The following is an 11803-nucleotide window of genomic DNA, read 5'->3' as shown; positions in this document are numbered from 1 at the left end:
GCCACACCTCACACAGCTTCCCCTGCCGAAACACACGTGACGCCCACACACCTTCCCGGCCGAGTCGCCATACCGGCCCTGCCCGAGCAGACCCGCACCCCACGGTCGCCGACTCTGCTGGACGCCTTCAACACCGCGTCCCCCGACGAAGCCCACCGCCTCCTTCTGGCATGCCTCCGCAGCCTGCGCTGGGCCCGCCGGGTCGCAGACCACCGCCCGTACCCGGACCTGGAGTCCTTGCAGGCCGCGTCGGACGAGGCGGCGTACGACCTGTCCCCGGGCGACCTGTCGGAGGCGCTGGCGGGAGAAACGCTGCCGTCACTGCCGGACGGAATGTACGAAGCCGCCCATATGGCCCTGAGCGCGGCACACGCGGCATATGAGGCGAAGTTCGGCCATTCCTTCGTCATCTGCCTGGACGGCCTGTCAAAGGGCGAAGCCCTGGACCACGTACTGGCAGGAATCCGGTCACGATTGACAAACGATCCGGAGGAGGAGCGGGTGGTGGCGGCGGAGGAACTGCGGCGCCTTGCAAAAGGACGGTTGGCAGAAGCACTTAGGGGCGCGGGGAACGGCGCGACCAGCCACAACGAGCCCGCACCCGGCAAATAACAGGACACCCCACCCCATTAGCCGCACCACTCACCCATCCGCGTGCCACTTTGATCACACCGATAGGCCCGGCGTAAGCCAGACACCGCCGCATCGATAACATGCTGGGGGCCGGTGGACCGTACCCGGCCGGGCCAGACCGACAGCACAAGCCGGCGGCCCCAATCCCCGCTCCCGGAGGGACTTCCGTGCCGGCTGGAACGCTGTACCGCGGCCGGGAAGGAATGTGGTCCTGGGTGGCTCATCGAGTCACCGGCGTCCTCATCTTCTTCTTCCTGTTCGTTCACGTGCTGGACACTGCTCTCGTCCGTGTCTCCCCCGAGGACTACGACAGGGTCGTAGCCACTTACAAGACCCCGCTCGTCGCGTGTCTGGAGTACGGCCTCGTCGCCGCCATCCTCTTCCACGCACTCAACGGCCTGCGCGTCATCGCCGTCGACTTCTGGTCGAAGGGCCCGCGCTACCAGAAGCAGATGCTCTGGTCGGTCGTCGGCCTGTGGGTCGTGCTGATGATCGGGGCGATCTACCCCGTCCTCGGTCACGCCGCTCGTGAACTGTTCGGGAGCTGACGCGTATGTCCATCACCGAGAAGACCGCGTCCGGTATCGGCCCCGTCGAGGGCGAGTCCCTCTACGACGTCGACAACCCGGCTCCCCTCATCGAGGCCCCGCGCAAGCGCACCAAGAAGACCCCGCGGTCCACCCGCGGCAACTTCGAGATGGCCGCCTGGCTGTTCATGCGCCTGTCCGGCATCGTGCTGGTCGTCCTGGTCCTCGGCCACCTGCTGATCCAGCTGGTGCTCGACGGCGGCGTCTCCAAGATCGGCTTCGCCTTCGTGGCCGGCCGCTGGGCGTCCCCGTTCTGGCAGGTCTGGGACCTGCTGATGCTGTGGCTCGCGATGCTGCACGGCGCCAACGGCCTGCGCACGGTCATCAACGACTACGCGGAGCGCGCGAACACCCGGCTCTGGCTGAAGGGCCTGCTCTACACCGCCACGGTGTTCACCATCCTGCTGGGCACGCTGGTGATCTTCACCTTCGACCCGAACATCCGCTAGGCACGGGGCTGAGGAATTCCTGATGAAGATCCACAAGTACGACACCGTCATCGTCGGCGCGGGCGGCGCCGGCATGCGCGCCGCGATCGAGTCGACGAAGCGCAGCCGTACCGCCGTGCTCACGAAGCTCTACCCCACCCGCTCCCACACGGGCGCCGCGCAGGGCGGCATGGCCGCCGCGCTGGCCAACGTGGAGGAGGACAACTGGGAGTGGCACACCTTCGACACGGTCAAGGGCGGTGACTACCTGGTCGACCAGGACGCCGCCGAGATCCTGGCGAAGGAGGCCATCGACGCGGTCCTCGACCTGGAGAAGATGGGCCTGCCGTTCAACCGGACGCCCGACGGGACGATCGACCAGCGCCGATTCGGCGGTCACTCCCGCAACCACGGTGAGGCCCCGGTCCGCCGGTCCTGCTACGCCGCGGACCGCACCGGCCACATGATCCTCCAGACGCTGTACCAGAACTGCGTCAAGGAGGGCGTGGAGTTCTTCAACGAGTTCTACGTCCTGGACCAGCTGATCACCGAGGTCGACGGCGTCAAGAAGTCGGCCGGTGTCGTGGCGTACGAGCTCGCCACCGGTGAGATCCACGTCTTCCAGGCGAAGGCCGTGATCTACGCGTCCGGCGGCACCGGCAAGTTCTTCAAGGTGACGTCGAACGCGCACACGCTGACCGGTGACGGTCAGGCGGCGGTCTACCGTCGCGGTCTGCCGCTGGAGGACATGGAGTTCTTCCAGTTCCACCCGACCGGCATCTGGCGCATGGGCATCCTGCTGACGGAGGGCGCCCGTGGTGAGGGCGGCATCCTCCGCAACAAGGACGGCGAGCGCTTCATGGAGAAGTACGCGCCGGTCATGAAGGACCTGGCGAGCCGGGACGTCGTATCGCGGTCGATCTACACGGAGATCCGCGAGGGCCGGGGTTGCGGCCCCGAGGGTGACCACGTCTACCTGGACCTGACGCACCTTCCCCCGGAGCAGCTGGACGCGAAGCTCCCGGACATCACGGAGTTCGCCCGCACCTACCTGGGCATCGAGCCGTACACGGACCCGATCCCGATCCAGCCCACCGCGCACTACGCCATGGGCGGCATCCCGACGAACGTCGAGGGTGAGGTGCTGAGCGACAACACGACCGTGGTTCCCGGTCTGTACGCGGCCGGCGAGGTGGCGTGCGTCTCGGTGCACGGCGCCAACCGTCTGGGCACGAACTCGCTCCTGGACATCAACGTGTTCGGGCGTCGGGCGGGCATCGCGGCGGCGGAGTACAGCCAGACGGCGGACTTCGTCGAGCTGCCGGAGGACCCGGCGTCGCTCGTGGTCGAGCAGGTCGAGCGGCTGCGCGCGTCGACGGGCACCGAGCGGGTGTCCGTGATCCGTCGCGAGCTCCAGGAGACCATGGACGCCAACGTCATGGTGTTCCGCACCGAGCAGACGATCAAGACGGCGGTCGAGAAGATCGCGGAGCTGCGCGAGCGCTACAAGAACGTCGCGATCCAGGACAAGGGCAAGCGGTTCAACACGGACCTGCTGGAGGCGATCGAGCTCGGCAACCTGCTCGACCTCGCCGAGGTCATGGCGGTCTCCGCCCTGGCCCGCAAGGAGTCGCGCGGCGGTCACTACCGCGAGGACTACCCCAACCGCGACGACGTCAACTTCATGCGCCACACCATGGCGTACCGCGAGGTGGGCGACGACGGCGCCGAGTCGATCCGTCTCGACTACAAGCCGGTCGTCCAGACCCGCTACCAGCCGATGGAGCGTAAGTACTGATGGCAACCCCTGTTCTGGACAAGGTCGAGGCGGAGTCCGCGGCCTCTCCCTACATCACGGTCACGTTCCGCGTGCGTCGCTTCAACCCGGAGATCTCGGCCGAGGCGACCTGGGAAGACTTCCAGCTGGAGATCGACCCCAAGGAGCGCGTCCTCGACGGCCTCCACAAGATCAAGTGGGACCTGGACGGCACGCTCACCTTCCGCCGTTCCTGCGCCCACGGCATCTGCGGCTCGGACGCGATGCGGATCAACGGCAAGAACCGCCTTGCCTGCAAGACCCTGATCAAGGACATCAACCCCGAGAAGCCGATCACGGTCGAGCCCATCAAGGGCCTGACGGTCCTCAAGGACCTGGTCGTCGACATGGAGCCGTTCTTCCAGGCGTACCGCGACGTCATGCCCTTCCTCATCACGAAGGACACGAACGAGCCCACGCGTGAGCGCCTCCAGTCCGCGGAGGACCGCGAGCGCTTCGACGACACGACGAAGTGCATCCTCTGCGCGGCCTGCACGTCCTCGTGCCCGGTCTTCTGGAACGACGGCCAGTACTTCGGCCCGGCCGCCATCGTCAACGCCCACCGCTTCATCTTCGACTCGCGCGACGAGGCCGGGGAGCAGCGCCTGGAGATCCTCAACGACCGTGACGGCGTGTGGCGCTGCCGCACGACCTTCAACTGCACGGACGCATGCCCGCGCGGCATCGAGGTCACGAAGGCGATCGCCGAGGTGAAGAAGGCACTGATCACGCGCCGGTTCTGATCTTCGCAGGTCTGCCTCAGGGCCCTGTTTCCGTCACTTCGGGAACGGGGCCCTCTGGTGTTTTTGGCTGGATTTCCCGCCTACTGAACCACTGGCTCCGCCTGTCATGCTCCGTGCACAAATGCCCAAGGCCTGGGGGCGGTTCATGTCGAAGAGCGTGGAACCAACATTGCTGCCGAGGGCGCCTTATCCCCTCGGCTACGCGGAGGCGACCACATCGACGCAGACGGTGGCCGCACCTCTGCTCGCGGGCGCGTCGCTCGCATTGCTCGGCGTGCTCATAGTGGAGGGCGAAAAGCACTTCAAGTGGCCCGAGGTGACACTGCTCCTCGTCCTCACGGCGTCCATTGCGTTGATCGCGACCATCCAGATAGGCGCGAACGCCCGCCAGTATCTGTACAACGAGGAAACGATCAGAGCCTGGTACGGCGAATCCGCCAAGGCCACCCGGGACTGGGAGGAACGCAGCGAACACTTCGGCGAGTGGACGATTCGCGTCCGCCGGGCAGTGATCGCCTTCAACACCGGGACCATGCTGTTGACCCTTGCCGTGACCAGCGCATTGCTGCCCCGCGACAACGGCGACGTCGTGCGGTGGATCTCCGTTGGCCTCGCCCTGGCGGGAGCCGTCGTCGAGGCCTGGTGGATCTACCGCCTCTCTCAGGAGACGTACGAGCCGCCCGATCCGAAACCCACGCCGAAATCACTGGACGGAGGCACGGACTGATGCTCTACGACGTGACGCTGCCGGGTCACAAGACACCGACCTACAAGTGTCCTCACATCGACTGCCAGGTGACCTTCCAGGGCTCCTACACGCAAAAGGACGTCGCGAAATGGGACGCGATCTTCGAGCAGCACGGGGACATGAAGGCCGCAGTCACAGCACATCTGGCCGCGTCCGGGGCCGGTGACGTGGGGCACAAACCCGCCTGCCCCCTCGGGTGTCTGCCGCCCGCCGTGGTGGCACTATGCCGGGACAAAGGGCTCATCGACCGACTCAAGCAGGTCAAGGCCGTCCTCGACGACTGCTAGTTCTCCGTCGGATCTTTCCGATCGGGTCTGGATACATGGCCGTACGAACGCCCGCGCCGCCGATACCCGTCGAACTCGTCCGACAATTCGGCAAACACGGCCTCCTCGCTGTCCGGATCCTCCGGAAGCGGATAGTGCAGCGCGTCGAGCAGATCAAAGCGGTGCAGGTCGTACACCACGTGCATCAGACCGGAGTACGTCTGCGCCACGATCACCGCGCCCTTGTACGACACAGCCGCCAGCACCAGACAAGCGCCGCACCACCACCAGGCGGACGGATCGTCGTACAAGGCCGCGACGCCCATCCCGGCGAGCGCGAGAAAGGCCCAGCAGAGATTCACAGCGCTGTCGAGGGCATCGCGGGTCGACCGAAGTACGTCGGCCATACGGTCGGACACCTGGAGGAAAATGCGCGGCCAGGAGGTCAACGTCGTCAGCCCGTAACGCTCACCGGCGCTCAACTCTCCAGCGCGCAAGGCGTTTCCCAGGGCCGTGGGCAGCAGGACTCCCACCGGCGGATGCGCGGCGAGACGCCGGTGAGCATCAGCCCCTACCCGCAATTCCGTTTCCCCGGCCGGCGGCTTGTCGGCCCGCCGTCGCAACGCCTGCCACCGCCTGCGTTGCACTCTGACAAGCGCCCCCGCGAGTCGGGCGGTGAGCGACCACCGGTCCCAGTAGCCCTCCAGCACCCGCACCGCGCGGACTTGGAACGGCTGCAGCAACAGACCCAGCAATGCGGCACAGGCAGCGATCGTCACGAGTGTTCCGAGTGCCGCGCTCGGACTCTGCGGCCATACGGCTCCCCAATCGCTCCCTCTCGAAAAGCTCCCCGCCCGCACCAGCGCAAGCACCCCCGTGACGAACAGCGCGCACGGCGCGAAATGCACCGCCAGCGCCCTTCGCACGAAGCCCACCCTCCCCATACGCCCCTATGCGGTGTTCAGTATGAGGCGCGCTGTCAAACGAGGTGGAGGGAGGGTGCGGTCATCCGCTCGATGAGCCGCCAGGGCGTCGATCGATCGCCGTGAGGTCGATCTCGATGTCGAACGGAGCGGAGACCTTGAGGTGGTCGTGGAAGATGCCGGTGAGTCCGTAGGACTTGGTGGCGGGATCGAGTTCGTAGACGTAGACGACGGGGAGGCCCTTGCTGTCGTCCTCCTCCACGCGCCAGAAGTTCGGGACCCCCGCTGCCGCGTACTTGCGGGGTTTGACCTCGCGGTCGCGCTCGCGGGAGTCGGCGGAGACGACCTCGACTGCGAGGAGGATGTCGTCGGCGTTGTACCAGGTCTGCTTGGATCCGGTGTTCGCCTCCAGCGGGAAAACCAGGACGTCCGGCTCAGTCCGGTTCTTCGCGTCCAACTTGATCGCCATCTCCCGCATTACATCCAGGTGATCCGGTGCCCACTCGAGAAGGCTGTTCTCCATCAGACGCATACAGCGTGCGTGGAATGCGGTCTGCGGACTCATGAAGACGAGACTCCCGTCGATCAACTCCGTGTGCGGCGGGAGGCCCGGAATCCGGTCGAGGTCGTCAGCGGTCCAGCCCTCGGGGGGCGGGATCGGCCAGCGGTACGCCGACTCGTCGTCCTGCTCGTCGTCGGATACGGCGCTCATCGGTGCTCCCATGGGACGGAGTCTCGCCTGACGATTCAGCGTACCCAGGGGCAAATGACAGCTGCCTCACCTAGACGAGTGATCCGATGCCTTACCTCCCGGCGCCCGTCTCAGAGCTGGCTCAGGATCGTCGGGTCCGTGATCTTTGTGTCGGCCGCCAACATCATCGCCTTGCTCAGGATCACCGCCAGCATGCGGTCCCCCTCGTAAGGGAGGTAACCCGCCTGTGGGGCAGACGCGTTGGACTTCGGGACGATGCAGAGGTACTGGTCGTTCGGGGTGCGGAGGATGTTGCCGGAGCCGAGGTGGATCTTGTACGTGTGGCGGTCGCCCTTTACCTGGAGGAAGCGGCCCTCCAGGGTGCAGCGGTCGGCGATGGCGAGGCGGGGTATGAGGCGTTCCAGGAGGACGCGCCGGGTTTCCGCGCTCTGGCCCAGCTCGCCGAAGCCGTACGAGGTCCAGTACTCCTGGAAGCGGCCGTCGGGGCCGCCGTCCTGCCAGGTGGGGTCGTTGCCGACGCTGGCCACGCCGACGAACAGGTCGACGTCGCGCAGGACTTCGGAGAGGACGAGAGGGGGGATCGAGTCCAGGGGCAGGGCCTCGACCGGGTCCTGGCCGTCGCGCAGCCACATGCGGTACTCGCCGCCGCAGCAGTGCGCGGAGTTCTCCGGGGCGTCGATCGGGTAGAAGCGGACCTGGTCGGTGCGCAGGCGCAGGAAGCTGCCGGACTCGGTGATGTCGTCGTAGTGCTCGCCGCCGTCGCCCTCGATCCAGTACTCGGCGCGCAGGCCCCATTGCGGGAGGTCGCGGGTGGCCGGGGGCGCCTCGTCGTCGACGCTGAGGCGGAGCTTGTTGCGCCAGCCTCGGACCGCCGCCAGGGAGTGGAACTGGTGCTGGCGCAGGAAGTGCGCGGCGAAGCGGTTGGAGTAGGTGCCCGTCGCGCGTTCCGCGTCCGTCAGCAGGTACACCTCGCGGTGGGCCTGCTTGAACGGCTGGGTGATGCCGTGCCGTTCCAGCCAGTCGCGCCAGGCGACGATCTCGGCGGGTTCGTGGTCGACCGGGTGCCAGAGGGAGACCTCGGTGCCGCTGTCCACCGGGTCGTCCGTGAGGGTGCGCAGGGCGCCGTCGGTGTAGCCGGCCGTCCTGCCGTCCACCTTCCACAGGAGGCGGCGGGCCAGGGTGCCTACCAAGGGGTGGTCGAGGTAGCGCTCACGCCACGCGGCGTAGGGCCAGGTGCGGCGGGCCAGGAACTGGCGGTCCAGGCGCTCGCTCTGGGCCGAGAGCATCTTGTCGATGTCCTTGACGGCCGCCTTGAGATCCTTGAGGTCGTCGGCGTGGTCCCGGCGGACGGCGGCGGGCACGCTCTTGACGGCCTTGCCGCTCGCGTTGCGCCAGCTCAGCACCGCCTTGGTGCCGTGGACCTCGACCAGACATGTGACGTCCCCGAGCGGGTGCTCGGCCCGTCCCACCTCCGTCAACCCGTAGGCGGGCACCGCCAGTTCCTCGATCTCCTCGCGGCTGAGCCCCATCGCCTCGGCCCGTGCGTCCAGGGCGCCGTTGAGCAGCTTCAGTGTGCCCTTGAAGGTGACGCGGGTGGCGAGCCGGGCCAGTTCGGCGAGGGCGGCCTCGCTGTCGATCCGGGCGAGGGCGGTGACGCCGGCGTTGGCGACCTTGGGGTTGCGCGGGCCGAGGCCGGCGACCTTCTTGAGGGAGGTCTCGACGAGGGCGCCGAGGGCCCGGGCCGTGTCCGGGTGGGGCGGGAGCAGGGAGAGCAGCCAGGCGAGGCCGCGGAGGGCGTCGGCGTTGTAGGGGTCGTAGGCGCCGTTGACGTCCGGTCCGTACGCCCAGCCCTCCAGCGGGAAGGTGCGGGGGCGGCCGACGAGGGCGAGCCACGACAGGGCCGCCTCGCGGACGCGGTCGGCTCCGAGGGCCTCGATGAGCGCGCGGGCCGGCGCGTCCCACTTCGCGGTGGGCTTGGCGCTGGTGGCGGTGGCGACGTGGGCGAGCAGGGCCTGCCAGTCGGCGTCGTCCCCGGCGTCGCTCAGGGCCTGTTCGGCCCATTCCTCGCCGACGTTGAGGGCGGGGTGGGTGAGCTTCCTGACCACCTTGCTCAGGGTGGCGTCCCGGTACGTGGTGCTGGAGGCCGTACGCCGGAAGACGGCCACCACGGCCGGTGCGAGCGGGCGGCCTGCGGCCAACTCGGCCTCGACCAGGCCCTCGTAGCGCGATCCGTACCAGAAGGAGTGCTGCCGGCCGAGGTCGTCGAGCCGCTTCAGGCGCTCGGCCGTGAGCCGGTCGTCGGGCTCCAGTCCTCGGGAGACGACCCCGAGCAGCGCCAGGGCATTGCTCCGGGCGTCCGGGCCGGCCTCCTGCGAGTGGTACTGCGTCACCAGGCCGTCGGCGACCCGCGCCCGCGTCTCGGGCGGCAGCTCGCAGAGCCGGTCCAGGACGCCGCTCCACAGGCCGGTCCAGTTGCCGTTGTTGACGACCGCCGCCTTGAGCATGTCGGCGGCGAGCGCCTCCGGCTGCCCGTCGGCGGAGCGCTTGCCGATCAGGTCCTTGTACCGCTGGACGTTCCCCACCATCAGCCACCCACCAGCGCGACGAGCTTCAGGAACGTGACCTCCGTGCCGAGCACCAGCTCGATCTCCTCGTCGAGCTCGGTGACCTGGCGGTCGCCGACGAGCACCAGGAAGCCGTTGCCGGCGAACGCCTTGAGCGCCAGCGCGGTCTGCTTCTCGGGGTCTATGCGGCGGGGTGTGCGCAGGGCGTAGCCGTTCAGGACGCGCTCGGTGTCCTCGGGCTGGACCAGGCCGTGGAAGACCTCCGGCGTACGGGCGTTGTACTCGGCGACCTCCTGGAAGACCCGGCGCCGGATCAACTCCCGTACGCTGAGCCGCTCCTCGGCGATCTCCAGCCCCCAGCCGTCGCTACGGCCCCCGCTTGTCGTCTCGTCGACGAACGTCACGATTCCCATGCCGCCGACAGTACGACCCACCACTGACAACGGCCCCGGCGCCGGCGCACGCCGCCCCGCTCCGGGCCCGCCCGGCACCGCACGCCGCCCCGCTCCGGGCCCGTCCGGCACCGCACGCCGCCCCGCTCCCGAACCCGTCCGGCACCCCCCGCCACCCGCCCCCGGCTCCGGCTCCGCCCGTCACCGCAGCGCAGGCCTGCTCCACTCCCGCGCCCCCGCCGCCCGCATCAGCGCGACCGCCGCCTCCGGCTCCCCCGAGACCAGCGGATGCACCAGCTCGACGCAACGGACCTGCCCGGCCAGCGACTTCCTCAGCTGGCGCAGACTGCGGGCGCCGAAGGAGACCCGGCTGTCGGCCACCCCCGCGGCGAGCGCCAGCTTCCCGATGCCGACCTTGCACTCGGTCGGTCCCGTCTCGCGGCAGGCGTGCGTCTCGACGTCGCCGTCCCACAGCCCGAGGACGATCCGGTACCGCACGCCGGAGCCCGTGTAGGTCGCGACGGCGAGGTGCCGGTCCCGTTCCCCCTCGCCGGGGCCGCTCAGGCCCAGTCTCCCGGCGACGTCCGCGAAAGCCACTCGCACTTCGTCGAGGAAGGCCTCTGTTCCCACAACCATTCCCGCCCCCTACGCCACGCGGCACTGAAGACGGCTCAGCGTACCGACGCGAGGACCCCTGTCTCGGCCCAATGAGTGACCCCGCGGAAAGCCCGCCGGGCAACCGTCGGCCCCGCACCTAATGTGATGGCATGTCAGATGAACAGTCGTACGAGCTGCTCGGTTTCGACAACGTCCTGCTGCCGGTGGGCGACCTCGCCGAAGCCGTCGGCTTCTACGAGCGCGCCGGGTTCGCGGTGGCGTTCCGGCTCGACGAGGCCGGGATCGCGGTGCTGAGGGTCGGGGGCGAGACGCCGGGGATCCTGCTCAGGCGGGAGGACGGGTTCGGGCACCGTCCGCCGCCGTGGCCCTCCCCGCGCGTGTGGCTGGAGGTGCCGGACGCGCGCGTGGCGGCACGGGAACTGCGGAACGCGGACATCGCCCTGCTCGACGGGCCCTTCTCCACGGCCACCGGCTGGACCGTCGAGATCGCCGACCCGTGGGGCAACGTCCTGGGGTTCACGGACTACCGCAAGCGGCCGGAGCTGGGACGCCGACCGTGACACGGCCCGCGCCCTCCCGCGCTGCAGGCCCCGCACGCTGAGCCGGAGCACGTGGCAGCGCGGTCCGCGCGACTGGTTAGGCTCATCGCGTGCCCGCGAACAACGAAGAGGGCGGTACGCCCAGCAAGTCCGAACAGACCCGCGCCCTGATCCTGGAGACGGCCATGCGGCTGTTCCAGGAGCGCGGCTACGACAAGACGACCATGCGGGCCATCGCCAAGGAGGCCGGCGTCTCCGTAGGGAACGCCTACTACTACTTCGAGGGCAAGGAACACCTGATCCAGGGCTTCTACGACCGGATCGCCGCCGAGCACCAGGTGGCCGTCCGCGAGATCCTGGAGCGGGAGACCGATCTGGAGGCGCGGCTCGCGGGTGTGCTGCGGGCGTGGCTGGACATCGCCACGCCGTACCACGAGTTCGCGGTGCAGTTCTTCAAGAACGCCGCCGACCCGGACAGCCCGCTCAGCCCGTTCTCCCCCGAGTCGGAGCACGCGCGCGTGGAGGCCGTGAGCGTGCACCGCGACGTGCTGGCCGGGACGAAGACCAAGGTGCCGGAGGATCTGCGGGACGTGCTGCCCGAGCTGATGTGGCTCTCGCAGATGGGGCTCGTGCTCTATTGGATCTTCGACCGGACCGAGGGGCGCGAGCGGAGCTACCGGCTCGCCGAGCGCGGTGCCCGGCTCACCGCGCGCGGTGTCGCGCTCGCCCGGTTCCGGGTGCTGCGGCCGCTCGTGCGCGAGGTGCACGAGCTGTTCACGGACTTCCTGCCGGGGATGACGAGGATGCTGCCCGACCCCGGCAAGAAGCCCTAGT

Annotated in this window: 14 protein-coding genes; 9 read left to right on the top strand and 5 right to left on the bottom strand. The window is 68.6% G+C overall.

Annotated elements, in window-relative coordinates; all coding sequences use genetic code 11:
* Positions 1-36: 36 nt before the first annotated feature.
* The 7 genes from ACFY0U_RS24850 (at position 37) to ACFY0U_RS24820 (ending at position 5242) form a co-directional block, all read left to right on the top strand.
* Positions 37-612 carry a 2-oxo-4-hydroxy-4-carboxy-5-ureidoimidazoline decarboxylase gene (locus ACFY0U_RS24850; protein ID WP_388639252.1) on the top strand — a complete coding sequence of 192 codons (576 nt, stop codon included), beginning with the start codon at positions 37-39 and terminating at the stop codon, positions 610-612.
* Between the two features lie 188 nt (positions 613-800).
* Positions 801-1181, top strand: coding sequence for a succinate dehydrogenase, cytochrome b556 subunit (sdhC, locus tag ACFY0U_RS24845; protein WP_266888806.1), 381 nt, complete (start codon positions 801-803; stop codon positions 1179-1181).
* A 5-nt stretch (positions 1182-1186) separates the two neighbouring features.
* Positions 1187-1669, top strand: a complete 483-nt coding sequence (locus ACFY0U_RS24840) for a succinate dehydrogenase hydrophobic membrane anchor subunit (RefSeq protein WP_046261722.1) — start codon at positions 1187-1189, stop codon at positions 1667-1669.
* A gap of 22 nt (positions 1670-1691) precedes the next feature.
* On the top strand, positions 1692-3446 hold the full coding sequence (sdhA, locus tag ACFY0U_RS24835) for a succinate dehydrogenase flavoprotein subunit (protein WP_388639250.1): 1755 nt from the start codon (positions 1692-1694) through the stop codon (positions 3444-3446).
* Positions 3446-4207 (top strand): succinate dehydrogenase iron-sulfur subunit, encoded by a 762-nt coding sequence (locus ACFY0U_RS24830; protein WP_388639248.1) that lies wholly within the window; start codon positions 3446-3448, stop codon positions 4205-4207. The genes sdhA and ACFY0U_RS24830 overlap by 1 nt, the downstream gene beginning before the upstream one ends.
* Before the next feature lie 121 nt (positions 4208-4328).
* Complete coding sequence (locus tag ACFY0U_RS24825) at positions 4329-4934, top strand: hypothetical protein (protein ID WP_388639247.1); 606 nt, start codon at positions 4329-4331, stop codon at positions 4932-4934.
* Positions 4934-5242, top strand: a complete 309-nt coding sequence (locus tag ACFY0U_RS24820; RefSeq protein ID WP_388639245.1) for a hypothetical protein — start codon at positions 4934-4936, stop codon at positions 5240-5242. Before ACFY0U_RS24825 ends, ACFY0U_RS24820 begins: the two co-directional genes overlap by 1 nt.
* On the opposite strand, the gene ACFY0U_RS24815 is transcribed toward ACFY0U_RS24820, so the two are convergent.
* From ACFY0U_RS24815 to ACFY0U_RS24795, 5 genes are all read right to left on the bottom strand, one after another.
* A complete protein-coding gene (locus ACFY0U_RS24815) occupies positions 5239-6000 on the bottom strand; it encodes a hypothetical protein (RefSeq protein ID WP_388639244.1) in 762 nt (253 codons plus the stop codon). The genes ACFY0U_RS24820 and ACFY0U_RS24815 overlap by 4 nt on opposite strands.
* A gap of 226 nt (positions 6001-6226) precedes the next feature.
* Complete coding sequence (locus ACFY0U_RS24810) at positions 6227-6856, bottom strand: Uma2 family endonuclease (RefSeq protein ID WP_388639242.1); 630 nt, start codon at positions 6854-6856, stop codon at positions 6227-6229.
* Positions 6857-6966: 110 nt separating this feature from the next.
* Positions 6967-9441: a DUF4132 domain-containing protein gene (locus ACFY0U_RS24805; protein WP_388639240.1), complete on the bottom strand. Its 2475-nt coding sequence runs from the start codon at positions 9439-9441 to the stop codon at positions 6967-6969.
* Positions 9441-9833: a hypothetical protein gene (locus ACFY0U_RS24800; RefSeq protein ID WP_388639239.1), complete on the bottom strand. Its 393-nt coding sequence runs from the start codon at positions 9831-9833 to the stop codon at positions 9441-9443. Before ACFY0U_RS24800 ends, ACFY0U_RS24805 begins: the two co-directional genes overlap by 1 nt.
* 180 nt (positions 9834-10013) lie before the next feature.
* Complete coding sequence (locus tag ACFY0U_RS24795; protein WP_388639237.1) at positions 10014-10448, bottom strand: hypothetical protein; 435 nt, start codon at positions 10446-10448, stop codon at positions 10014-10016.
* 131 nt (positions 10449-10579) lie between these two features.
* Here ACFY0U_RS24795 and ACFY0U_RS24790 point away from each other — a divergent pair, with 131 nt between their 5' ends.
* Positions 10580-10990, top strand: a complete 411-nt coding sequence (locus tag ACFY0U_RS24790; RefSeq protein ID WP_388639235.1) for a VOC family protein — start codon at positions 10580-10582, stop codon at positions 10988-10990.
* Between the two features lie 89 nt (positions 10991-11079).
* A complete protein-coding gene (locus tag ACFY0U_RS24785) occupies positions 11080-11802 on the top strand; it encodes a TetR/AcrR family transcriptional regulator (RefSeq protein WP_388639233.1) in 723 nt (240 codons plus the stop codon).
* The last annotated feature ends 1 nt before the right edge of the window (position 11803 follow it).

This window comes from Streptomyces sp. NPDC001536, from assembly GCF_042894505.1.
GTDB lineage: Bacteria > Actinomycetota > Actinomycetes > Streptomycetales > Streptomycetaceae > Streptomyces.
The sequence above is the reverse complement of the archived record's forward strand: the minus strand, read 5'-3'. Positions and strand labels throughout refer to the sequence as shown.